This window comes from Azospirillum fermentarium, assembly GCF_025961205.1.
Taxonomy (GTDB): Bacteria; Pseudomonadota; Alphaproteobacteria; order Azospirillales; family Azospirillaceae; genus Azospirillum; species Azospirillum fermentarium.
This window is the reverse complement of record NZ_JAOQNH010000001.1, coordinates 2,478,303-2,499,581: the sequence shown is the minus strand read 5'-3', so window position 1 is coordinate 2,499,581 and position 21,279 is coordinate 2,478,303. Positions and strand designations below refer to the sequence as shown.

Genomic DNA, 21,279 nt, shown 5'->3' with positions numbered 1-21,279 from the left:
ACCGCAACCCTGACACGAACAGGCTTTCCCGATACCGCCCACGGCGTTAAGATGGAAACAGGATAGGGGCGTTATGGCAACTTTTCAAGAACATAAAGCGTGGACGCGGCGTTTTGCCGGCGCGGTCCTTCTGGGTCTGCTCCCGGTGCCGGCGGTGGCGGAACGGGTGCCCGGCGTTGGCCCGGACGACCGGCGGGCCCCCGTCGCGGTGTCCGCCGCCCCGTGGAACAGCCTGGTCAAGGTGCAGTCGGAGCTGGGCACGCGCTGCACCGGGGCGCTGGTGGGGCCGGGGCGGGTGGTGACCGCCGCCCATTGCATCATCGGCCCGCGCACGCGCAAGCCGGTGCAGGCGTCATCCCTGCATGTGCTGTTCGGGTATGACCGCGGGCAGTACCGCGGCCATGCGCGGGTGCGGGCGGTGTTGAGCGGGCCGGGGTATGATCCCGAACGCCCGCTGGACGGGCTGCCGGTGGATTGGGCGGTGCTGGTGCTGGACGGCCCGGTGCCCGCCGGGGTGCCGGTGCTGCCGCTGGACCCGGCGCCATCGCGGGGGCAGGCGCTGGCGCTCGGCGGCTACAGCCAGGACCGGGCGCAGATTTTGATGGCCGACACAACCTGTTCCCTGATGGGCCGGAACGAGACGGCGGCGGGACCGCTGCTGGTCCACGACTGCGACGGCACCCGCGGCACCAGCGGCGGGCCGCTGCTGGTGCGGCGTGGCGACGGCTGGGCGGTGGCCGGGGTGAACGTGGCGGTGGTCACCGGCGAGGGGCGGCGGCGCAATCTGGCGGTGCCGGCGTCCAGCTTCGCCTTTGCCGTCAAATAGGGGGCTATTCCAGTTCGACCCTGTTCCGCCCGCCCTCCTTGGCCCTGTAAAGCGCGTGGTCGGCGCGCTGCAGGGCGGCGGTGATGCTCTCCCCTTCCTCATTCAGCGCCAGCGCGGTGATCCCGAACGAGGCGGTGATGGGAATGCGCGCCCCCTCGAACTCCAGATCCAGCCGCTCCACCGCCTTGCGCAGCCGTTCGGCGGTGATGACGCAGCCGGCGCGGTCGGATTCCGGCAGCAGGATGGCGAATTCCTCGCCCCCCAGCCGCCCCAGCACGTCGCTGACCCGCAGGTTGACCTTGCACCCGGTGACGAAGCGTTTCAGCGCCGCGTCCCCGGCGGCGTGGCCGTGGGTGTCGTTGATGCGCTTGAAATGGTCGATGTCCGCCATCACCAGACCCAGCGGGCGTTTGGTGCGGCGGGCACGGGCCAGTTCCTGATCCGCCCGGTCGAGAAAGGCGCGGCGGTTCAGGATGCCGGTCAGCCCGTCGGTCAGGGCCAGATGCAGCAACTGTTCGTGCATGGCGCGGATGCGCACCCCGGCGGTCAGCCGCGCCTTCAGGTGTGCGGCGTTGATGGGCTTGTGCAGGAAATCGTCGGCGCCGCAGTCCAGCGCCTTCAGCTCCCGCCACGGCTCGTCGCCGGCGGTCATCAGAATCAGGTGGGTGTAGGCGGTGCGCGGATCGGCGCGCAGGTGCCAGCACACCTCGATCCCCGCCATGCGCGGCATTTCCCAATCGATGATGGCGATGTCGGGTGCCTCGCTCCAGGCCTTTTCCAGCGCCTCCGCCCCATCCTTGGCCAGGATGACGGTGTGGCCGAAGGACTCGGCCATCTCCGACAGCATGGAGCGCATCAGCAAGGTGTCGTCGGCGATCAGGATGCGCATGGGCCGGGGATGATCTGTGCGTTGGAAAAGGGGATGCCATCATAACCCAGCCGTGCATCGGGTCGTGACGGATTATCGTTGTGACGCGCAATGCATTGTTCCCGCCGGCCGTGTTACCGAGAACGATGACAAAATTGCGCGATGAGAGTATGACGGAAGCGGAATTCGGTCCTGCCGGGAGAGTACGCTGATGTCTGAGAAAAAGGGTGTCGATCCCCGCGCGGCCGAAGTTGTCAAGCAGATGGCGCGAAAACTGCAGGATGATATTGCGTCATTTGGTCGCTATCGCCGGCTGGTCCCGAAAACGGTGCCGCAATTCCGCGACATCCGTAATATTTTTCGGGAAATCGATGGGTTGATCTTCGCCATTCAGGAACGTCTTCCCGATGTTGCGGATAAACTTCCCCCCAACTTCGGCCAATGGGTGGTGCGGCAGAAGCTGAACTCCCTGGCGATTTTCACCGACATCAGCCATGCCTTCATCCAGAATCCTCCGATTGCATTGACGCAATCCCTGGGTGCCTTCGCGCTGCTGGAAACCGAGCACGCCTCGTTTACCGAGGTGCTGTCGTACTTCGATATGCTGATCATGGAAGCGGGCATCGACGACAAGACCGCCGACGAACTCGACGCCACCCGCGTCAAGATCGAGGAGGTGCTGAAGATGATCGACGAGCTGCTGAAATCCAGCCCGAAGGTTTTGCAGGAATTCTAACCTTTTGCGGGCGGGGGCAGGGTGGCGGCCAGTTCCTCCACCCGCGCCAGTTCCGCCTCCAGTTCCGCCAGATGGCGGCGGGCGGCCAGGATGTCGCTTTCCAGCTCGCGGCGGCGGCGGTCCAGCAGTTCCTCGACCGGGGTGACCGCGGCGGCGGCCATGGTCTGGGCGATGGCCGACGGTGTGCCGCCGCCCAGCGCCAGCCGCACCATGCGCGGGGTTGGGCGCAGCCCCTGCGCCTCCAGATGCCGGACCGTCACCAGGATATCGAGCGCGCCGCGGTGGCCGGACGGGGGGCGGGGCATCCGGGCGTATCTCCTTCTCGGGACCGGGGGGCGGGCCGGCGTTTGTATCATGGCGGAACGGTGGCGTGGAAACAAAAGGGTTGCCGTTCATGGGCTTGCCCCACAGTTGCCGCGATCCCGCCGAAATTTTGCTGCACAGGCACTGTTCGCATGGAATAAACCGGGACAAGGGCGCGTTCATCAGGACGAACCAGAATTCGGGACCGCCGGCTTGGTCTTGACCTGAGTGCCTGTGCCGCGTTGATTATGCTTGGTAAACGGCCCGCCGGACGGCGGGTGTGATGACGGACCCGCCGTCCGGCGGGCGATGGAACGAGCAGGTGCGCGGTTGAGCAGATTCGGGTCGGAGCTGGAAGTCCACATCGCGTCGTTGCGCCGGTACGCCCGCGCGCTGCTGCGCAATCCGGTGGATGCCGAAGATCTGGTGCAGGAAGCGTTGGTGCGCGCGGTGTCGCGGGCCGACAGCTTTCAGGCGGGGACGAACCTGCGGGCGTGGCTTTTCACCATCCTGCACAACGTCCACGTCAATCAGGTCCGTGCCCGCGCCGCACGCCCTGACGAGGTGCCGGTGGAGGCGGTGGAAAGCCGCCTGACCACCCCGCCGCGCCAGGAGGAGCGGGTGGAGGTCCGCGAGATGATGCGGGCCGTGGAAGCCTTGCCCGACGAGCAGCGCCAGGTGCTGCTTCTGGTGGCGCTGGAGGGCCTGAAATACGATGAGGTGGCCGAGGTGCTCGGCATTCCCATCGGCACCGTCATGTCGCGCCTGTCGCGCGGGCGGGAAGCGGTTCGGGCGAAGCTGGCGACCGAGGGATCGGTGGCCCTGCGAAGGGTGAAGTGATGAGCGAGTACCGGGTGACGGAAGACGATCTCCACGCCTATGTGGATGGGCACCTCGATGCCGGGCGGCGGCTGGCGGTGGAACGCTGGCTGGCCGAAGACGCCGAGGCCGCCGCGCGGGCCGAGGATTACCGTGTCCAGTCGGCCCTGCTGCACGAGATGTTCGATTCGGTGCTGCGGGAACCGGCCCCGGTGCCCGTGGACGCGCTGGCCGAACGGCTGAAGGGCCGGTTGGCCGGCAACGACAACACCCCCCCGTGGTACAGCCGGACGTGGATGCGGGCCGCCGCCGCCGTGGTCCTGCTGGTCGCCGGGGTGGCCGGCGGCTATCTGGGCCGCGGTGCGGTGGCGCCGTCGCCCGTGGCCATGGACAAGGGTCATTCGCTTCAGCTTTTCGCGGAAGAGGCGACGCAGGCCCACCGCTTCTACACCTCCGACGAACGGTTCCAGGTGGAGATGGGGGCCGACGACCGCGGCGCACTGGACAGCTTCCTGTCCCAGCGGGTGGGGCGCGACATCTTCGGCCCCGACCTGGGGCGCATCGGCTACCGCCTGATCGGCGGGCGGTCGCTGCCCACCGACACCGGGGCCGGCGCCCAGTACATGTACATCAACGAGCAGGGCAAACGGATCACCCTGTTCGTCGGCAACCCCGTCAGCGGTGCCGAGACATCGTTCCGCTTTGCCCAGAACGGCGATGTGGCGGCGTTCTACTGGGTGGAGGGTTCGACCGCCTATGCCCTGATCGGGCGGCTGTCGAAGGAGGATCTGCAAAACATCTCCAAGGCGGTGTACGAGGAGGTGAAGTCGGGCCGGACCAAACGCCAGTCCCAGCAGCAGCCCCCCGCCGACACCCAGCAGCACAGCACGGACGGGCCGCCGCAGGACCAGATGAACCCGGTCCAGCCGGTCAGCGACACCCGCAACAAGGACAGTTGAACGGGGCGGTGACGGAAACGCTGGTCATGGAACGGGTGCGGCACTAAAGCTTGTGGTGCAGCGCCCTTCCCAGCGGGGCTTCATGGCCGAGCGACGATGACCCACGACGTGCCGATCACCGGGATCCGCCCGATCCTGACCCTGATCCACACCAACGGCGAACGGCTGCTGGTGGCCCGGCTGACCAATGTGGGGGCGTCCAGCCAGTCCAACCGCTTCGTGCTGCGCCGCGCCGACCTGCGGGCCCCGTGGGAGCAGCCGGACAAGGGGTATTTCGGCTATGCCGAGGTGGCCCGTGCGCTGGACGCCAACGGCTGGCGCGGCTGCACCATCGAAGCCATGCCCACCACCGACCCCGACGAAAGCCGCGCCCGCGCGCTGGCCCGGCGCAAGCTGCACATGCAATGCGTCAACGTGGCGATCCAGCGGGCCGCCGTCCCGCTGCCCCCAAAGGGCGGGGCCTGAGCTTCGGGCTTTTCCCCGGCGCCGCGGCGGCCTATATCCCATCAACCTGTTGATGCTGCGAGGGGCCGAATGAGCCGGGGTATCGCCATGCGTTCTTCCATCCTGTCCGACCATCCGTCCATGCCCGACACCGCCGCGGCCCCGTCCGCCGCCGGGGATGCCGATCTGGGGGATTTGCCCACCTGGGATCTTCGGGATCTCTACCCGTCCATGGACGGGCCGGAGCTGAAGGCCGACCTGGACCGGATGGAGGCGGCGTCCAAGGCCTTTCACAAGACCTACGCCGGGCGGGTGGCCCATGTGGACGGCGCCGAACTGGCCCGTGCCGTCGCCGAGTACGAGCGCATCGACGAGGTGCTGTCGCGCGTCATGTCGTATGCCGGGCTGGTCTATTCCGCCGACCAGACCGACCCGGTGATCGGCAAGTTCTATCAGTCGATGCAGGAGCGGGTGAACGGCATCTCCACCCATCTGGTGTTCTTCACCCTGGAGCTGAACCACATCGGTGACGACGAGTTCCGCGCCCGGCTGGCGGAATCAGCGGATCTGGCCCGTTATGCCCCGTGGCTGAACGACGTGCGGCTGTTCCGCGACCACCAGCTTTCCGACGAGATGGAACGGCTGCTGCACGAGAAGAACGTGGTGGGCCGGGCGGCGTGGAACCGGCTGTTCGACGAGACCATCGCGTCGCTGCGCTTCCCCATCGGCGGCAAGGATCTGACCTGCGCCGAGGCGCTGAACCGCCTGTCCGACCGCTCTGCCGCCGTCCGGCGGGACGCGGCGGAGGTGGTGGGGCGTGTGCTGGGCGACAATGTGCGCCTGTTCGCGCTCATCACCAACACCCTGGCCAAGGACAAGGAGATCGACGACAAGTGGCGGAACTACCCCCGCCCGGTGTCGTCCCGCAACCTGTCCAACCGGGTCGAGGATTCGGTGGTGGATGCCTTGGCCGCGGCGGTCAAGGAATCCTACCCCGACCTGTCCCACCGCTATTACCGGCTGAAGGCGACATGGTTCGGCCGGGAGCACCTGGATTACTGGGACCGCAACGCGCCGCTGCCCGACGACGCCGACCGCAGCATCCGCTGGGACGAGGCGCGCGATCTGGTGCTGGGCGCCTACCGCCGATTCTCGCCGGAACTGGGTGACCTGGGCGAACGCTTCTTCCGCAACGCCTGGATCGACGCGCCGGTGCGCCCCGGCAAGGCGCCGGGCGCCTTCGCCCACCCCACCGTGCCCAGCGCGCATCCCTATCTGCTGGTGAACTACCAGGGCAAGACCCGCGACGTGATGACGCTCGCCCACGAACTGGGGCACGGGGTGCATCAGATCCTGGCGGGCGGGCAGGGGCATCTCTTGTCCGACACGCCGCTGACGCTGGCCGAAACCGCGTCGGTGTTCGGGGAGATGCTGACCTTCCGCGCGCTCCTGGACGGCGAAACCGATCCCAAACGCCGCCGCATCATGCTGGCGTCGAAGGTCGAGGACATGCTGAACACGGTGGTCCGCCAGATCGCCTTCTATGATTTCGAAACGCGGGTCCACGCCGAACGGGCCGAGGGCGAGTTGACCGCCGAGCGGCTGGGCGAGATCTGGATGCAGGTGCAGGCCGACAGCCTGGGTCCGTCGCTGCGCTTCGACGAGGGTTACCGGCATTACTGGGCCTACATCCCCCATTTCATCCATTCGCCGTTCTACGTCTACGCCTATGCCTTCGGGGATTGTCTGGTGAACTCGCTCTACGCCGTCTATCAGGACGCGGAAGAGGGCTTTGCCCGCAAATATCTCGCCATGCTGTCGGCGGGCGGCACCCTGCGGCATCAGGAACTGCTGGCCCCGTTCGGGCTGAATGCCGCCGATCCGTCGTTCTGGGGCAAGGGGCTGGCGGTGATCCGCGGTTTCATCGACGAGTTGGAAAAGGCGGAGTAAGGGTGCTCACCGCGGCGTGAGGCAGGAAAAAGCTAAACCGGCGGATTGCTTGATCTCGGTCAAGATCCGCCGGGGGTGGGCGGGTTACCTTCACCGCAGCGCACAAACGTGCATTCTGCCCATAAGGAAAACCGCCCATGTCCACCCTGACCGCCCTGTCCTGGGATTCCAGCCTGGAAGTCGGCAACGCCGTCATCGACGCCGACCACAAGGAAACCGTCGAACTGCTGGCCGAGGTGGCGGGCCTGAGCAACACCGACTTTCCCGCCGGGTTCAAGCGCTTCGCCGACCACCTGCGCGACCATCTGGCCCGTGAAGAGGGGCTGATGGAGCAGTACGACTTCCCCGCCACCCCCATTCACAAGCACGAGCACGAGCGGGTGCGCCGTGAGCTTGAGGGCATCGAAAAGCGGCTGGCCGCCGGCAACCTGATGCTGGCCCGCGGCTACATCACCGAAATCGTCCCCGACTGGTTCATCAACCACAAGAACACCATGGACAGCGCCACCGCCGCCTGGATCCGCCTGCGCGGCGGCCAGTGAGAAGAGAAAGGGGGGATGCGCGGTAGCCCAACCCTCCAGCGCCCCCTGGACCTTTCCCCCCGCCGCTCCACATTGGGGGGCATGGCGGAACACGATGAAAACACACTGGGCGGGCGGCTGGCGCGCTATGCGCGTGTCGGCACCGCCGTGGGCGGGCTGGCGGCGCGGCTGGCCGGAGAACGGGTTCTGGGGCTGCCGCTGGAACGCCAAAAGCACGCTGCCGATCTGCGGGCGGCGTTGGGCGGGCTGAAGGGGCCGTTGATGAAGGTGGCACAACTGATGTCCACCATCCCCGACGCCCTGCCACGGGAATACGCCGCCGAACTGGCGCAGTTGCAATCCGACGCGCCGGCCATGGGCTGGCCCTTCGTCAAGCGCCGCATGGCGGGCGAACTGGGGCCGGACTGGCAGAGCCGGTTCCGCAGCTTCGAGCACACCGCCGCCGCCGCGGCCTCCCTGGGGCAGGTGCACCGGGCGGTGGGGCTGGACGGGCGGGTGCTGGCCTGCAAGCTGCAATACCCCGACATGGCCTCGGCGGTGGAGGCCGACCTGCGGCAATTGTCGGTGATCTTTTCGCTCTACCAGCGGGCCGACAACGCGGTGTCCACCCGGCAGGTGCAGGAGGAGATCGCCGCCCGCCTGCGCGAGGAACTGGATTACGGGTTGGAGGCGCGCCACGCCGCCCTCTACCGCACCATGCTGGACGGGGTGGACGGGGTGCATGTGCCGGCGGTGGTGCCGGAGCTGTCCACACGCCGCCTGCTGACCCTGGAATGGGTGGAGGGGCGGAAGATCCTGGATTTCGTCGCCGACAACCCCGATTCCCGCGACGCTCTGGCGCTGACCATGTTCCGGGCGTGGTACGTGCCGTTCTACCGCTACGGCGTCATCCACGGCGACCCGCATCTGGGCAATTACACGGTGCGGCCCGACCGGTCGCTGAACCTGCTGGATTTCGGCTGCATCCGCGTGTTTCCGCCCCGTTTCGTCAAGGGCGTGCTCGACCTCTACCACGCCTTGCGGGCAGGGGACGAGGAACGGGCGGTGGAGGCCTACCGCGCCTGGGGCTTCGGCAACCTGACGCGGGACCTGGTGGATGTGCTGAACATCTGGGCGCGCTTCATCTATGGCCCGCTGATGGAGGACCGCACCCGCGGGCTGGACGAAACCAACGCCAGCCACTATGGGCGCGACACCGCCGAGCGGGTCCACGCCGAACTGCGCCGGGTGGGCGGGGTGGAGATCCCGCGCGAGTTCGTGTTCATGGACCGCGCCGCCATCGGGTTGGGAGGGGTGTTCCTGCGGCTGGGCTCACAGGTCAACTGGCACCGTCTGTTCCATGGCCTGATCGACGATTTCGACGTGGACGCCATGGCCGCCCGCCAGAAGGAGGCGTTGGCGGCCCATGGTGTGCCCCCTCCAGCCTAGCGAAAGATAATATGCTATAAGGGGTATCTCTATTACGTTCATCAGACCAAAGAGCGTGGGGATTATGACTAATGCATCCTTCTAATATGGGTCTGAGTTTGGCATAAACCTTTCCACGGGAGCTAAAAAGGCAAAAGCCAAAGACGCCCCGAGGGAGGAAACGCCAAACAGTCTAAGAAGAATTTATGAACACCTGCCGCCCGGTGGATCTTCCGCCGGGTTTTTTATTTTGGCCTATACCTTTCGCAGATGCAGCATTATTCCGCCGCTGACGAAAGGGTGGTACTGCTTCGGGCGGGAGCCCGCGGAACCAACAGATTGGCGTGCCAGCGCATCACCAGTTCGTTGTTCTGATTGAACGTCTCCACCCGCACCTTGACGATGCCGCTGCCGGGCCGTTTGCCGGACAGGCGGGTGTCCACCACCTGCTGCTCGATGCGCAGGGTGTCGCCGGGGCGTACCGGGCGCGGCCACGACATATCCTCCACCCCCAAACCGACATAGCCGGCGGCCAGACGTGCGTCGCTGTCCACCACCATGCGCATGGACAGGGCCGCCGTGTGCCACCCGCTGGCCGCCAGCCCGCCGAAGATGGAGGAGTCCGCCGCCGTATGGTCCAGGTGGAAGGGCTGGGGGTCATAGGCTTGGGCGAAGGTGGTGATGTCCGCCTCGCTGACGGTGACGGGGCCGCCGCTGAAACGGTCGCCGGGGGACAGGTCGTCGAAATAGCGCATGGGATGCCGTCCGGGTCGTGTCGTTGGTATGAATGAGACAGGTCTGTCTCTTGCCCGAGGATGAGACAGAGCTGTATCATTGTCAAGCCCTCCCGTTTCGCCCTTCCTCTCCCTGGTGGGGAGAGGGCTTCGTCACTTCCCGCCCGGAAAGCCATGCGCCATGACCACCCCGCCCGCCGGCACCGCCGCCACCCCGCCCCGGTCCGCCCGTGTGCGCATCCTGGAGACGGCGGCGGACCTGTTCTACCGCGAGGGCATCCGGGCGGTGGGGGTGGACACCATCATCGCCCGCTCCGGCGTGGCGAAGATGAGCCTGTACCGCAATTTCCCGTCAAAGGACGATCTGGTCTGCGCGTGGCTGGAGGAAACCCGGGCGCAGGTGTGGCAATGGTGGGGCCGGGTGACCAGCCGCCATCCCGGCGACCCGCGCGAACAGTTGAAGGCGCTGTTCCGCTCGCTGGACCGCTGGGCGGTCAGTCCGGGCTTCCGCGGGTGCCCGTTTCTCAACACGGTGGTGGAGTATGGCGCGGCGGGTCATCCGGGGCTGGACGTGGCCGATGCCCACCGCCGCGACGTGCTGGCCTATTTCACCCGGCTGGCGGGGGCAGCGGGGGCGGCGGATCCCGAACGGCTGGCGGTGCAGTTGCTGATGGTGATGGACGGCGCCTACGCCGCCGGCAGCCGCAGCGTCCATGCCCCGGCGGCGGCGGACACGGCGTCGGTGCTGATCGACGCCGCCATTCCCCGTCAGGAACGATAGCCGTGGGCGGCCATCACCGTCAGCCCTTCGATGCTGCCCGACAGCCGTTCGATGATGTGGCGCAGGCGGGTTTCCCCGGCCCCATCCAGATCGAAGCGGATGTGGGTGCCCTTGGCGCTGTGGTTCACCACCACGGCGGGGAAACTGGCGTGTTCCTGGTCGATGGTCACCGACAGCCGCGTGCCCGGCCCCACGTCCAGCCGCGGGTCGAGCAGGGCGCCGCCCATGCTGAGATCCTTCACATGGCTGGACAGGTGATGGCCCTGGCCGTCGGCGTGGATGATCAGGTCCACCGGCACCCGGCTGTGCTCGCGCCGGTTGCCCGCCGCCGACTGGCGCAGGGTGGCGACCAGACGGCTGCGCAGCCGTTCGATCTCCTCCGCCACCGACGCGGCGTTTTCCAGCACCGCCGCCGACATGCGCCCGGCGTCTTCGGACGTGGAGGACACGCTGTCCATGCTGGCCAGCACGCGGGTGGTGCCCGATGCGGCGTGGCTGGCCTGTTCGGCGATGGAGCTGGTGGCCGTCTTCTGCACCGCGACGGAAACGCTGACCGTGCGGGTGATGGCGCTGATCTGGCCGATGGTGGCGCTGATGGAGCCGATGGCCTGCACCGCCTCGTTCACCGCCCCCTGGATGGCTCCGATCTGGCCGGTGATGTCCTCGGTGGCCTTGGCGGTCTGGTTGGCCAGGCTCTTGACCTCCGACGCCACCACGGCGAATCCCTTGCCGGCCTCGCCCGCGCGGGCCGCTTCGATGGTGGCGTTCAGCGCCAGAAGGTTCGTCTGCCCGGCGATGTCGTTGATGAGCTGCACCACCTCGCCGATGCGGGCGGAGGATTCGGCCAGCGCCCTGACGATGGCGCTGGTGCGGTCGGCCTCGGTCACCGCATCGGCGGCGATGCCGCTCGACTGCTGCACGTGGCGTTCGATCTCGGAAATGGCGTGGGCCAGCTCGTTGGCCGACGATGCCACGCCCTGGACGCTGTGGGTCGCCTCCTGCGCGGCGCGGGCCACCGACTGGCTCTGGCTGCGCACGTCGTCGGCCTGGGCGTGCATGTGTTCGGCGCTGGTGCGCATCTGGCGGGCCCGGTCGATGATGGTGGTGACGGATTCGTTCACCACCCCTTCCAGCCCGTCGGACATATCGAGAAGCTGTTGCCGGCGCTCCTGTTCCGCCTTGCGCATCAGCCCGTCAACCTCCGACGTCTGGCGGCGCATTTCGCTGGTGTTGGCCTTCAGCACCCGCAGTGCGCGGGACAGGTCGGCCAGCGGCCCATGAGCGGCCCCGGCCGGGATCGGCACATCGGAATCGCGCAGCGCCGCCCGCCCGAAGGCCGAGGCCATGGCCCGCAGCGTCGGGAACAGCCGCAGCGTGAACACCGCGTACAGCCCCAGCCCGGCCGCACTCAACGCCATGCCCGTGGGCACAAGCCACGGCACCCCCAGCAGCCCGATGCCGCCGGCCACCGTGCCGCCGGCCAGCAGCGCCCCGGTCGTGACGGCCAGCCCGGCGCCGCGCAACGGGTTCTGCGCGTTGTCCAGGTCCGGCGGCTCGTCACGGGTGCTGGTGATGCCAAGGCTGTTGAAATAGCTCTTGTAGAGCATATCCTCGCCCAGGATGTGCTTGGTCAGCCAGTCGCGCAGGAAGTCGAACACCTCGTCGGAGATGACGTCCGCCTTTTCGTTGGCGAATTTCTGCTGAAGCGAGACGGCGGTCGCCTTCAGCTTCTCGTGGATGTCCCTATGACGGTCGAGGACAGGGTAGTTCCATTTGCGGAACAGCGCCTCTTCCTCGGCGAAGTGGGTGGCGGTGTAGCTGATCAGTTCCGCCAGGATGCGGCCCAGCACGTCGCCGCCCTGGCGCTGCTCGTTCGCGTCCCACAACTGGTTCAGGAGCGCCATCAGTCGTTTGTGGGCGTCGTCGAATTCGCGCACGCCCACCGAAAATTTGTCGTCCCATGCGATGAGCGACATGGTTGCACCCCGGCCAGTCAAAAAGAAGTATTCGTTGCATCAACCCGCCCTAATCGGGGCGGACGTGAAGATTAGGAGGGTAATTGTTTCTTTTCCGTTGCGGAATACGGGCTGTCAGCCGGGGCGTCCGTCCACCCGCGGCGACAGCAGCATCGGCCCATAGACCCACAGGTAAAGCCCAAAGGCCAGCAACCACGCAGCCCCCGCGCCGTGCAGCAGCGGTTCGCCATAGGACAGGACCAGCGCCGCCAGCACCCGCAACGCCCCCGCCAGCAGGACCAGGACATAGGCTGCGGCAATCGGACGCGGCACGTCCAGCCGCCGCCCGGTGTGGCCCAGGGTGGCGCGGGTCATCACCGCCAGGATCATGGAGGCGAAGGCTCCGACGGTGAGGGCGTGGATGGCGGCACTGCCACTGATCTCCGTTCCCAGCAGCGCCGCCGCCTTCAGCAGCAGCCCCACGGGAATCCAGGCATAGGCGGCGTGGAGAATCCACACGATGGGCTGGTCCAGCGTCCGCAGCCCCTGCCAGCGGGACAGGCGCGCGGCGTGGGCCAGCCCGGCGGCCAGCGCCACGATGCCGGTTACGGGGGAGTCCGGCAGCAGCAGGTCGAGCGGCAGCAGGGCCAGCGTGCCGCCCAGCACCGCCCGTTCCACCCACGGGCCGGTGACCACCGGGGCGGTGATGCCGCGGGCGTTCAGGGCATTGCGGGTGAAGTTGGGCACGATGCGCCCGCCCACCACCGTCACCATCATCAGCACCACGGCGATGGCCAGCCGCTCGCCCGCTGCGGCGCCGCCGTCCACGACCCCCAGCCAATCCAGATGGAACAGCAGGTTGGCCGCCGTGAGCACGGCCAGCAGCCCGACGAAGGCGGTGTTGCGCGCCTTTCCCGCCCGCACCAGCGGCCCGGCCAGCGCCACGGCCAGCGCCGGCAGGAATGCCAGATCGGCCACGGCCGCCACGGCGGGGGGCGACCCCACGCCCGGCAGCAGCACCAGCCGCCCGGCCAGCCACAGCGCCACCATGATGCCCAGCGGCCAGCCGTGGCGCGGCTGGGTGCCGGTCCAGCCGGGCACCGCGGTCAGCAGGAACCCGGCGATGGCGGCGGCGGCGAAGGCGAACAGCATCTCGTGCGCGTGCCATTGGGCCGGCGCCACCGGCCCCGGCGGCCATCCCCCATGGGCCAGGACCGCCAGCCACCCCGCCACCAGCCCGAACCCGGCGATGCCGGACAGCAGAAAGAAGGGGCGGAAGCCGTACGCCACCAGCAGGGGCGGGCGGATGCTGCGCAGGGCGGCGGGGATGGCGGTCATGGAAGCCTCCGTGGGGTTATGGCATCCCTGACGACCGGCCCGTGTGGCGGAAGAAGGCCACGAGCTGGGTCAGGGTCTGGGCCTGTTCGGCCAGTTGGTGGGCGGCGGCGGTGGTTTCCTCCACCAGGGCCGCGTTCTTCTGGGTCATCTCGTCCATCTGGGCGACGGCGGTGTTGATCTCGTCCAGGGCGCCGGCCTGTTCGGCGGAGGCGGTCGCCATCTCGGCGATCAGGCCCGCCACCTCCTTCACGCCGCCGACGATGCCCTCCAGGGTGGTGCCGGCCTTCTGCACCAGCTCCACGCCGTCATGGACCTGGGCGTCGCTGGCCATGATCAGGGTCTTGATCTCCCTGGACGCCTGAGCCGAGCGCTGGGCCAGATTGCGCACCTCCTGCGCCACCACGGCGAAGCCGCGGCCCGCATCGCCGGCGCGCGCCGCCTCCACCGCGGCGTTGAGCGCCAGCAGGTTGGTCTGGAAGGCGATTTCGTCGATCACGCCGATGATGTCGGTGATCTTGCGGCTGGCGTCTTCGATCCGGCGCATGGCGCCGACGGCGGACCCGGCCACCCCGCCACCCGATTCCGCGCGGGTGCGGGCGTCGGACGCCATGCGGTTGGCGCGCTGGGCGTTGTCGGCGTTGGAGCGCACGGTGGCGCCCAGTTCTTCCATGCTGGCCGCGGTCTGCTCCAGGGAGGATGCCTGCTGCTCGGTGCGCTCGGCCAGATCGGCGGAGCCGGCGGAGATTTCCCCCGCGGCGGACGAAATGGTGGTGGAGGCATCGACGATGCTGGTGACGATGCCGCCCAGCCGTTCGGCGGTGCGGTTGGCGTCCGTCTGGATCAGGGCGAACATGCCCCGGTGGTCGCCGGTGATGCGGCTCGACAGGTCGCCCGCCGCCAGCGCCGCCAGGAACCGCACCACATCGTCCAGCGAGCGGGCGGCGGTTTCGGCCAGCCCGTTCATGCTGCGGGCCAGGTCCAGCATGAAGCCTTCCTTGCCCGCCTCCGGCACGCGGCGGCTGAAATCCCCGGCGGCGGCGGCGGCGGCCATGGCGCTCACCTCCTCCTGGATGGCGAGTTCCTGGGTCACGTCGCGCCATTCCACCACCGTGCCGCGCCGTTCGCCGGCCTCGTCGCGCACCGGGGTGGCAACCACGTCGAAGCGGCGGGCACCGATGGCGATGCGGGTGTGGTGGGGGGCGGTCAGGGTGTCGAGCAGCCGGCGGTTGGCCGCGGGATCGTCGTGGAAATGGTCGATGTTGCCGCCGGTCACCGTCTCGGCGGAAAAATCGGGAATGCGGGTGCGGATATCGGCTTCCGCCCGTCGGAACATGCCGGTGATGGCGTGGTTGGCGTAAATCACGGTGCCGTCGGTGTCCGACAGCATGACGTTGGCCGACACGCTGTCCAGCGCCGCCTTTACCCGCATGGCGGCCACCCCGGCGTTGCGGATTTCATGGATGGCGCGGGCCAGCGCCCCCACCTCGTCCCCGCGCTCCTCGCCGGGAATGGCGACCTGCACGTCGCCCGCGGCGATTCGTTCGGTGGCGGCGGTCAAGCCGCCGATGGCGCGGGTGATGGACCGCACCACGGCGATGCCGACCGCCAGCGCCAGCAGCGATCCGCCCACGGCCACCCCCAGCACGATCACGAATTCCCGCGCCGCGGCTCCCGCCGCGGTCTCGGCCTGGGCGTGCAGGTCGGCGGCGATGGCGTCCTCCACCCGCTTCATGCGGTCGATGCGGGCGGTGGTGGTGGCGAACCAGTCGGGGGCCTTCACCCCCTTCAGGTCGCCGCCGATGCCCGCGTCGAGGGCCGTGGTGCGCATGGCCTGCACCCCCTCCAGGGCCGGGCCGGTCATCTCCGCGTCCATGGCCGTCAGGATGGCCGGCGGGGCGATCCCCCGGACGCCGGAAAAGAACGTGTCCTGCGCTGCGATCAGGCTGGTCAGGCGGCGGTACAGCGCACCGTCGAACGCCTTGGCCGCGAAGCCGGCGGAGCCGGTGGCCCGTTCCTGGCCCGCACGCTCCTTCCCCTGCATGAACAGGGCATAGGTCATCACCCGGCTCTTCAGCGCCGCATCGTCGGCCAGCGACACGATGGCATAGGCGGAATCCAGCAGCCCGACGATGATGCGGGTGTAGAAGGCGAACGAATCCGGCCCCTTGACCGTCAGCCCGTCGATGCCCGCCCGCCGGGCCGGCAGCCCCTCAAGCGCGCCTTCGGCGTCGCCGATGGCGGTGAAGAAGGGGGCGTAGGCGGCCTCCGCCCGCAGCGGCGCCAGGGCGGCGCGCAGCCCGGACAGGGCGGTGTCGGTGGCGCGGCGCTGGGCCGCCAGCTCGTCGCGGAACTGGGTGCCGCCGCTGCCCAGGAACAGGGCGCTGGCCCCGCGTTCCTTTTGCATCTCGTGCGCCGCGGCACCGATGGCGGTGGCGGCGTCGGCCAGATTGCTCAGATGGCCGATGGCGGTCATCTGGCGCCAGCGTTCCACCACCACCCCGCCCGACAGGGCGACCAGGGCGACGATGGCAGCAGCCAGGGCTGCCAGCACCTGACGGTGCAGCGGCCAGTTGGACAGACGGACGGTCATGCGCATTTCCCCCCAAGGCACAGCCAAAGCGGGGGCAGGGGCGGGCGGATGGTTGCCCCCGCCGGTTGCGTATCCCCTGACCCCATCCTTTTGCGGTTACCCGATCGGGATGAAGAAATGGTTAGAGTACGGTTGATTTCGCCCAGGAATGGGGCAGGCTGCTCAACCTTTGGGCCGGAACGCCGCGCAGACGGCGGGGTCGGTCTCGATCCATGCCCCCCCGGTCAGGTCCAGGCAATAGGGGATGGCGGGGAACACCGCCATCAGGCAGTCGTGGATGGCCGACGGCTTTCCCGGCAGGTTGAGGATCAGCGCCGTGCCGCGGATGCCGGCGGTCTGGCGCGACAGGATGGCGGTTGGCACCACCGACAGGCTGACGCTGCGCATCAGCTCGCCGAAGCCGGGCATCATTTTTCCGCACACCCGTTCGGTGGCTTCCGGCGTCACGTCGCGTGGGGCGGGGCCGGTGCCGCCGGTGGTCACCACCAGATCGCACCCCTCGTCATCGACCAGCGCGGTCAGGGTGGCGGCGATGGTGTCGATGTCGTCGGGGATGACGCGCGCCACCGGCTCCCACGGGTTGGCGATGATGCGCGTCAGTTCGTGATGGATGGCAGGACCGCCCTTGTCCTCGTAAATCCCCCGGCTGGCCCGGTCGGAGACGGTGACGATGCCGATTTTCAGGGGCCGGTTCCGGCCGGGGGTGGTCATGGGGCGTGTCCTTGAGGGGGGTGGGGGGACGGAGGTGTCCTATGGCGCCGGGGCCATGAAGACGGTGGCGTAGCTGGTGCGTTCCTTGCGCCCTTCTTCGGCCGCGGACACGATGGTCAGCGGGTTGGAGGCGTCGAGTTTTGTCCCCGCCGGAACGGTGACGTAGACGCGGAAGGTGCCCACGCTGTCACCCCCGGCGTTCACCGTCAGGCGGTCGCCATGGGTATCCTCGCTGCCGGCCATGGAGAGCGTCAGGCCGGGAACCCCGCTGGCGGTCAGCACGTAATGGCGATCCTCGCGGGTCTTGTTGGCGATCTTGACCGTGTAGGCGTTGCGGATCGAGCCGTTGGACAGGGTGATGTACAGCGGCGCGCGGTCGCGCTGCACCGCCAGGGTGAACGCGCTGCGCTGGGTGAGCGCGATGGTCATGGCGCTGCCGATCACCGTCATCAGCACCAGATACACGATGATGCGGGCGCGGGCGAGCTGGGGCTTGGGCTTCTTGACCACCGCCGGAGCCGCGGCGGGGGTGGCACACTGGGCCGCCGCCGGGGCCGCGGGTTCCGCCGCCATGGCCGCCTGACGCGCCAGGCTTTCAAAGGCGATCAGCCCGCGCGGACGCCCGACCGAGTCCATGATGCTGTCGCAGGCGTCCACGCACAGGCCGCAGTTGATGCAATCCGACTGCTCGCCCGTGCGCACGTCGATCCCCATGGGGCAGACCTGGACGCACTGGTTGCAGTCGATGCAGTCGCCCAGGCCACGGGCCGTCCGCTCCTCCCACGTTTCCGACTTGCGGCGGGGGCCGCGGCTGTCGCCGCGGGCGGCATCATAGGTCACGACCAGGCTGTGCTCGTCCAGCATGGCGCTCTGGATGCGCGGCCAGGGGCACATGTACATGCACATCTGCTCGCGGGCCCAGCCGGCCATGACATAGGTGCCGATGCCGAACATGGCGAAGAACGACCATTCCGTGCCCGTCGCCTGGAACGTCACCAGATCGGTCAGCAGCGTGGGCGCATCGCCGAAATAGGCGCAGAAGCCAAAGGCCGACACGAGGCTGATGCCCAGCCACATGGCGTGCTTGGCCGTCTTGCGCATCAGCTTGCGGCGGTTCATCGGCGCCATGTCGTTGCGGATGCGCTCGGCACGATCGCCTTCCGCCAGCCGCTCGGCCCACACGAACAGGTCGGTCCACACCGTCTGGGGACAGGTGAAGCCGCACCACACGCGCCCGGCCAGCGCCGTCGCCATAAAGAGGCCGATGGCCGCGATCACCAGCAGGCCGGTCAGGTAGTAGATTTCCTGCGGCCAGATCTCCAGGCCGAAGATGAAGAACCGGCCCTGGCTCATGTCGAACAGGACCGCCTGGCTCGGCGCGTCGGGACCGCGGTCCCAGCGGATCCACGGCAGAACCATGAAGAAGGCGAGCAGCCCATAGAGCAGCCACGTCTTCATGGACCGGAACCGGCCGATCACCGCCTTGGGGTGGATCTTCCTGTGGGTTTCCCACAGGGCGTATTTCGGCGTCTCGGGCTTCTGGGAACTACCGTCTGGCATAGCGCTCGCCTGTCACCGCTGATCGTAGGAGGGGGCTTGGGAAAAAAGTAAAGGACCGTGACCTGTTCGCAAGTCAAGAACACTATGACAAAAGATCAGTTCCTATGCGTGGAACGGTCATCCGCCATCGGTGTCCATGCCCTTGCCTTTGCCCCTCCAAGCCCTAAAAGGCCGGTTGTCCCCAGTAATAACAGGGTTTTCTTATTGACGGCACCATGCCGCCATGGGGGTGACCATGGCATCGGGGCCGCGGGAGCTCCTTGACCGGAGTCAAGAACCGTTCGCTTTCGTGGGCGCATCCTTTCCGTCATTACGGCAGGAGGAGTGACGGACATGGACGACGATGCGGTGCTGATGGCCCTGAAGACGGTGATCGACCCGGAAATGGGCCTGGACGTGGTGGCGCTGGGGCTGGTCTATGACATTGGCCACGGCGACGACGGGGCGGTGCGGGTGCGTCTGGGCACCACCTCGCCCTCGTGCCCGCTGGGATCGTTCCTGTGCGACGAGGCGGCGGTGGCGGTGCGCCGCGCGCTGCCCGGCGCGCCATCGGTCAGCGTCGCGCTGGCCACCGATCCGCCGTGGACCCCCGACCGCCTGTCGCCCGAGGCCCGCCGCAGCCTGGGCTGGGGGGAGGGCTGAAGCCATGGCCTGTCTGTCATCCGTACCGAACGGAGTGTCGTCGCCCGTTGCCTTGCGGGCGCGGCGCCTGCCGCTCTTGATGCTGGGGGCGGTGTCGCTGATGGCCGGGCTGCTCACCGGGCTGGCCCGGCTGGGTGTGCCGGTCCCGCTGCTGGAAGATGGGGCGGCGGGGCTCGCGCTGCTGCACGGGCCGCTGATGGTCGGCGGTTTCTTCGGCACCGTCATCGGGCTGGAGCGCGCCGCGGCCTTGGGCCGGGCGTGGGTCTATGGCGGGCCGCTGGCCACCGGGCTGGGCGGCGTGCTGCTGGCCGTCGGGGCGCCGGTGGCCATGGGGGCCGGGCTGATGGCCTTTGGCGCCGCCATCCTGACCGCCGCGTCGGTGATGGTGTGGCAGGGGCACCGGGCCGGTTTCACCGCGGTCATGGCCGGGGCGGCGGCCTGCTGGCTGCTGGGCACCCTGCTGTGGCTGGCGGGGGTGCCGGTGGCCGGGGTGGTGCTGTGGTGGCTGCTGTTCCTGGTGCTGACCATCGCCGGGGAGCGGCTGGAACTGAGCCGTTTCCGCCCGCCCAGCCGCTGGGCGGTGCCGGCCTTTGCCGTCACCGTCGGCGCGCTGGTGCTGGGGGCCGCCCTGGTACCGCTGGCGGGGGATGCCGGGTGGCGGCTGGCCGGGGCCGGGATGCTGGCGCTGGCCGGGTGGCTGGCGCGGTTCGACATCGCCCGCCGCACGGTGCGCGGGGTGGGGCTGGTGCGCTATGTCGCCCTGTGCCTGCTGACCGGCTATGGCTGGCTGGCGGTGGGCGGTGCCCTGGCGTTGGCGGGCGGCGACCCGGTGGGCGGGCCGCTGTACGACGCGGTGCTGCACGCGGTGTTTCTGGGATTTGTGCTGGCCATGGTATTCGGGCACGCACCGGTGATCCTGCCCGCGGTGTTGCGGGTGGCGGTGCCGTACCGCCCGGCGCTCTATCTGCCCTTGGCGGTGCTGCACGGGGGCGTGGCCCTGCGGGTGGGCGGGGTGCTGGCCGACGACATCCTTCTGCGTCAGGCCGGGGCGCTGACCAACGGCGCCGCCTTGGTGCTGTTCATCGCCACCATGCTCACCACCATTCTGATGGGCCGCCGCGCCGCCTAACGGTGCTGAAAGCGCGGCGGGCGCTTTTCGGCGAAGGCGGACATCCCCTCCCGCCGGTCATCCAGGGCGAAGGTGCGGTGGAACAGCCGCCGTTCCTCGGCCAGCCCGGCGGACAGCGGCACTTCCTGCCCCCGCCGTACCGCCGCCTTGACGGCCCGCAGCACGGGGGCGGAGAGGGTGGACAGGTGGCGGGCCACGGCGCGGGCGGTGCCCAGGGCCTGCCCATCGTCCACCACCCGCGACACCAGCCCGGCGGACAGGGCCTCCGCCGCCGTCAGGCTGCGCCCGGTGAGCAGCAGGTCCAGCGCCAGCGCCGGCCCCACCAGACGGGGCAGCCGCTGGGTTCCCCCGGCCCCCGGCATGGTGCCGGCGGTGACCTCCGGGTGGCCGAAACGGGCGCCGAGGCCGGCAATCACGATGTCGGCCATTTCCACCATCTCGCACCCGCCGCCCAGCGCCACCCCCTCCACCGCCACCACCACGGGCTGGGGCAGGCGGGGCAGGGCGTGGGAGCAGCCGGCGAAATCCGCCGCCGCGGCCTCCTGCGCCGTCATGGACGCCATGTCCTTGAGATCGGCCCCGGCGGCAAAGTGCCCGCCGGCCCCGGTCAGGATCACCACACGGACGGAATCGTCGGCCGCCAGCCGCTCCAGGGTGCCGTCCAGCGCGGCGATGAGCGGGCGGGACAGGGCGTTGCGCGCCCGCGGGCGGTTCAGCACCACCTCGGCCACCCCATCGGCGGTGTGGCAGAGGATCGTTTGCTCGCCGGTGGTCATGCCGTCACCCCCCGCCCGCCGCCGGGCCGGCGGTTGGCGTTGGCCGCGGGACAGGTGCGGGCGGCGGCGGGGCGCCAGAACAGCAGCCGGCGGACCAGAACGGCGACGGCATCGGCGCGCCGGCGGCGGGCGTCCGCCATCTGTTCGGCATAGAGCAGCGAGGGCAGGCCACGCATGGGTATCCTCCATCGTGAACGGGCAAAGGGGGC

The 21,279-nt window shown here is 68.9% G+C and carries 21 protein-coding genes; 11 read left to right on the top strand and 10 right to left on the bottom strand.

The window, feature by feature from the left end:
* The first annotated feature begins 73 nt into the window (after positions 1-73).
* On the top strand, positions 74-826 hold the full coding sequence (locus tag M2352_RS11735) for a trypsin-like serine peptidase (protein WP_264664665.1): 753 nt from the start codon (positions 74-76) through the stop codon (positions 824-826).
* Positions 827-830: 4 nt separating this feature from the next.
* Here M2352_RS11735 and M2352_RS11730 read toward each other — a convergent pair whose 3' ends face one another.
* On the bottom strand, positions 831-1,715 hold the full coding sequence (locus M2352_RS11730) for a diguanylate cyclase (protein WP_264664664.1): 885 nt from the start codon (positions 1,713-1,715) through the stop codon (positions 831-833).
* A gap of 190 nt (positions 1,716-1,905) precedes the next feature.
* On the opposite strand from M2352_RS11730, the gene M2352_RS11725 reads away from it, so the two are divergent.
* Positions 1,906-2,430 (top strand): hypothetical protein, encoded by a 525-nt coding sequence (locus M2352_RS11725; protein WP_264664663.1) that lies wholly within the window; start codon positions 1,906-1,908, stop codon positions 2,428-2,430.
* On the opposite strand, the gene M2352_RS11720 is transcribed toward M2352_RS11725, so the two are convergent.
* Positions 2,427-2,735, bottom strand: coding sequence for a hypothetical protein (locus M2352_RS11720; protein WP_264664662.1), 309 nt, complete (start codon positions 2,733-2,735; stop codon positions 2,427-2,429). The genes M2352_RS11725 and M2352_RS11720 overlap by 4 nt on opposite strands.
* 328 nt (positions 2,736-3,063) lie before the next feature.
* Between M2352_RS11720 and M2352_RS11715 the strand changes: the two genes are divergently transcribed.
* The 6 genes from M2352_RS11715 to M2352_RS11690 all read left to right on the top strand — a co-directional run bounded on the left by M2352_RS11715 (position 3,064) and on the right by M2352_RS11690 (position 8,875).
* Positions 3,064-3,573, top strand: a complete 510-nt coding sequence (locus M2352_RS11715) for a sigma-70 family RNA polymerase sigma factor (RefSeq protein WP_264664661.1) — start codon at positions 3,064-3,066, stop codon at positions 3,571-3,573.
* A complete protein-coding gene (locus tag M2352_RS11710; RefSeq protein ID WP_264664660.1) occupies positions 3,573-4,511 on the top strand; it encodes an anti-sigma factor family protein in 939 nt (312 codons plus the stop codon). The genes M2352_RS11715 and M2352_RS11710 overlap by 1 nt, the downstream gene beginning before the upstream one ends.
* A 96-nt stretch (positions 4,512-4,607) precedes the next feature.
* Positions 4,608-4,976, top strand: coding sequence for a hypothetical protein (locus M2352_RS11705; protein WP_264664659.1), 369 nt, complete (start codon positions 4,608-4,610; stop codon positions 4,974-4,976).
* A gap of 120 nt (positions 4,977-5,096) precedes the next feature.
* Positions 5,097-6,905 carry a M3 family oligoendopeptidase gene (locus M2352_RS11700; RefSeq protein WP_264665346.1) on the top strand — a complete coding sequence of 603 codons (1,809 nt, stop codon included), beginning with the start codon at positions 5,097-5,099 and terminating at the stop codon, positions 6,903-6,905.
* 137 nt (positions 6,906-7,042) lie between these two features.
* On the top strand, positions 7,043-7,447 hold the full coding sequence (locus tag M2352_RS11695) for a bacteriohemerythrin (protein WP_264664658.1): 405 nt from the start codon (positions 7,043-7,045) through the stop codon (positions 7,445-7,447).
* A gap of 81 nt (positions 7,448-7,528) precedes the next feature.
* On the top strand, positions 7,529-8,875 hold the full coding sequence (locus M2352_RS11690) for an ABC1 kinase family protein (protein ID WP_264665345.1): 1,347 nt from the start codon (positions 7,529-7,531) through the stop codon (positions 8,873-8,875).
* Between the two features lie 257 nt (positions 8,876-9,132).
* On the opposite strand, the gene M2352_RS11685 is transcribed toward M2352_RS11690, so the two are convergent.
* Positions 9,133-9,609, bottom strand: a complete 477-nt coding sequence (locus tag M2352_RS11685) for a MaoC family dehydratase (RefSeq protein WP_264664657.1) — start codon at positions 9,607-9,609, stop codon at positions 9,133-9,135.
* Between the two features lie 160 nt (positions 9,610-9,769).
* On the opposite strand from M2352_RS11685, the gene M2352_RS11680 reads away from it, so the two are divergent.
* The gene (locus M2352_RS11680; RefSeq protein ID WP_264664656.1) at positions 9,770-10,369 is read left to right on the top strand and encodes a TetR/AcrR family transcriptional regulator; all 600 of its coding nucleotides are present in this window, start codon (positions 9,770-9,772) and stop codon (positions 10,367-10,369) included.
* Here M2352_RS11680 and M2352_RS11675 read toward each other — a convergent pair.
* The 5 genes from M2352_RS11675 to ccoG all read right to left on the bottom strand — a co-directional run bounded on the left by M2352_RS11675 (position 10,357) and on the right by ccoG (position 18,523).
* Positions 10,357-12,345, bottom strand: a complete 1,989-nt coding sequence (locus M2352_RS11675) for a bacteriohemerythrin (RefSeq protein ID WP_264664655.1) — start codon at positions 12,343-12,345, stop codon at positions 10,357-10,359. The two genes, M2352_RS11680 and M2352_RS11675, sit on opposite strands and share 13 nt — an antisense overlap.
* 114 nt (positions 12,346-12,459) lie before the next feature.
* A complete protein-coding gene (locus M2352_RS11670) occupies positions 12,460-13,662 on the bottom strand; it encodes an NnrS family protein (RefSeq protein ID WP_264664654.1) in 1,203 nt (400 codons plus the stop codon).
* Between the two features lie 16 nt (positions 13,663-13,678).
* Positions 13,679-16,252 carry a nitrate- and nitrite sensing domain-containing protein gene (locus M2352_RS11665; protein ID WP_264664653.1) on the bottom strand — a complete coding sequence of 858 codons (2,574 nt, stop codon included), beginning with the start codon at positions 16,250-16,252 and terminating at the stop codon, positions 13,679-13,681.
* Positions 16,253-16,414: 162 nt separating this feature from the next.
* Positions 16,415-16,963 (bottom strand): molybdopterin adenylyltransferase, encoded by a 549-nt coding sequence (mog, locus tag M2352_RS11660; protein WP_264664652.1) that lies wholly within the window; start codon positions 16,961-16,963, stop codon positions 16,415-16,417.
* Between the two features lie 39 nt (positions 16,964-17,002).
* Positions 17,003-18,523, bottom strand: coding sequence for a cytochrome c oxidase accessory protein CcoG (gene ccoG, locus M2352_RS11655; RefSeq protein ID WP_264664651.1), 1,521 nt, complete (start codon positions 18,521-18,523; stop codon positions 17,003-17,005).
* 333 nt (positions 18,524-18,856) lie between these two features.
* On the opposite strand from ccoG, the gene M2352_RS11650 reads away from it, so the two are divergent.
* Complete coding sequence (locus M2352_RS11650) at positions 18,857-19,165, top strand: metal-sulfur cluster assembly factor (RefSeq protein WP_264664650.1); 309 nt, start codon at positions 18,857-18,859, stop codon at positions 19,163-19,165.
* A gap of 4 nt (positions 19,166-19,169) precedes the next feature.
* On the top strand, positions 19,170-20,294 hold the full coding sequence (locus tag M2352_RS11645) for a hypothetical protein (RefSeq protein WP_264664649.1): 1,125 nt from the start codon (positions 19,170-19,172) through the stop codon (positions 20,292-20,294).
* Here the strand turns inward: M2352_RS11645 and M2352_RS11640 are convergent.
* Together M2352_RS11640 and M2352_RS11635 are read right to left on the bottom strand one after the other, a co-directional pair.
* Positions 20,291-21,070 (bottom strand): enoyl-CoA hydratase-related protein, encoded by a 780-nt coding sequence (locus M2352_RS11640; RefSeq protein WP_264664648.1) that lies wholly within the window; start codon positions 21,068-21,070, stop codon positions 20,291-20,293. The genes M2352_RS11645 and M2352_RS11640 overlap by 4 nt on opposite strands.
* Positions 21,067-21,246: a hypothetical protein gene (locus tag M2352_RS11635; protein ID WP_264664647.1), complete on the bottom strand. Its 180-nt coding sequence runs from the start codon at positions 21,244-21,246 to the stop codon at positions 21,067-21,069. The genes M2352_RS11640 and M2352_RS11635 overlap by 4 nt, the downstream gene beginning before the upstream one ends.
* Between the last annotated feature and the right edge of the window lie 33 nt (positions 21,247-21,279).

Bases quoted from the DNA above. Each gene is read 5' to 3' on its own strand.
- M2352_RS11735 (WP_264664665.1), top strand. From the start codon at position 74: ATGGCAACTTTTCAAGAACATAAAGCGTGGACGCGGCGTTTTGCCGGC.
- M2352_RS11730 (WP_264664664.1), bottom strand. From the start codon at position 1,715: ATGCGCATCCTGATCGCCGACGACACCTTGCTGATGCGCTCCATGCTG.
- M2352_RS11725 (WP_264664663.1), top strand. From the start codon at position 1,906: ATGTCTGAGAAAAAGGGTGTCGATCCCCGCGCGGCCGAAGTTGTCAAG.
- M2352_RS11720 (WP_264664662.1), bottom strand. From the start codon at position 2,735: ATGCCCCGCCCCCCGTCCGGCCACCGCGGCGCGCTCGATATCCTGGTG.
- M2352_RS11710 (WP_264664660.1), top strand. From the start codon at position 3,573: ATGAGCGAGTACCGGGTGACGGAAGACGATCTCCACGCCTATGTGGAT.
- M2352_RS11705 (WP_264664659.1), top strand. From the start codon at position 4,608: ATGACCCACGACGTGCCGATCACCGGGATCCGCCCGATCCTGACCCTG.
- M2352_RS11700 (WP_264665346.1), top strand. From the start codon at position 5,097: ATGCCCGACACCGCCGCGGCCCCGTCCGCCGCCGGGGATGCCGATCTG.
- M2352_RS11695 (WP_264664658.1), top strand. From the start codon at position 7,043: ATGTCCACCCTGACCGCCCTGTCCTGGGATTCCAGCCTGGAAGTCGGC.
- M2352_RS11690 (WP_264665345.1), top strand. From the start codon at position 7,529: ATGGCGGAACACGATGAAAACACACTGGGCGGGCGGCTGGCGCGCTAT.
- M2352_RS11685 (WP_264664657.1), bottom strand. From the start codon at position 9,609: ATGCGCTATTTCGACGACCTGTCCCCCGGCGACCGTTTCAGCGGCGGC.
- M2352_RS11680 (WP_264664656.1), top strand. From the start codon at position 9,770: ATGACCACCCCGCCCGCCGGCACCGCCGCCACCCCGCCCCGGTCCGCC.
- M2352_RS11675 (WP_264664655.1), bottom strand. From the start codon at position 12,345: ATGTCGCTCATCGCATGGGACGACAAATTTTCGGTGGGCGTGCGCGAA.
- M2352_RS11670 (WP_264664654.1), bottom strand. From the start codon at position 13,662: ATGACCGCCATCCCCGCCGCCCTGCGCAGCATCCGCCCGCCCCTGCTG.
- M2352_RS11665 (WP_264664653.1), bottom strand. From the start codon at position 16,252: ATGACCGTCCGTCTGTCCAACTGGCCGCTGCACCGTCAGGTGCTGGCA.
- mog (WP_264664652.1), bottom strand. From the start codon at position 16,963: ATGACCACCCCCGGCCGGAACCGGCCCCTGAAAATCGGCATCGTCACC.
- ccoG (WP_264664651.1), bottom strand. From the start codon at position 18,523: ATGCCAGACGGTAGTTCCCAGAAGCCCGAGACGCCGAAATACGCCCTG.
- M2352_RS11650 (WP_264664650.1), top strand. From the start codon at position 18,857: ATGGACGACGATGCGGTGCTGATGGCCCTGAAGACGGTGATCGACCCG.
- M2352_RS11645 (WP_264664649.1), top strand. From the start codon at position 19,170: ATGGCCTGTCTGTCATCCGTACCGAACGGAGTGTCGTCGCCCGTTGCC.
- M2352_RS11640 (WP_264664648.1), bottom strand. From the start codon at position 21,070: ATGACCACCGGCGAGCAAACGATCCTCTGCCACACCGCCGATGGGGTG.
- M2352_RS11635 (WP_264664647.1), bottom strand. From the start codon at position 21,246: ATGCGTGGCCTGCCCTCGCTGCTCTATGCCGAACAGATGGCGGACGCC.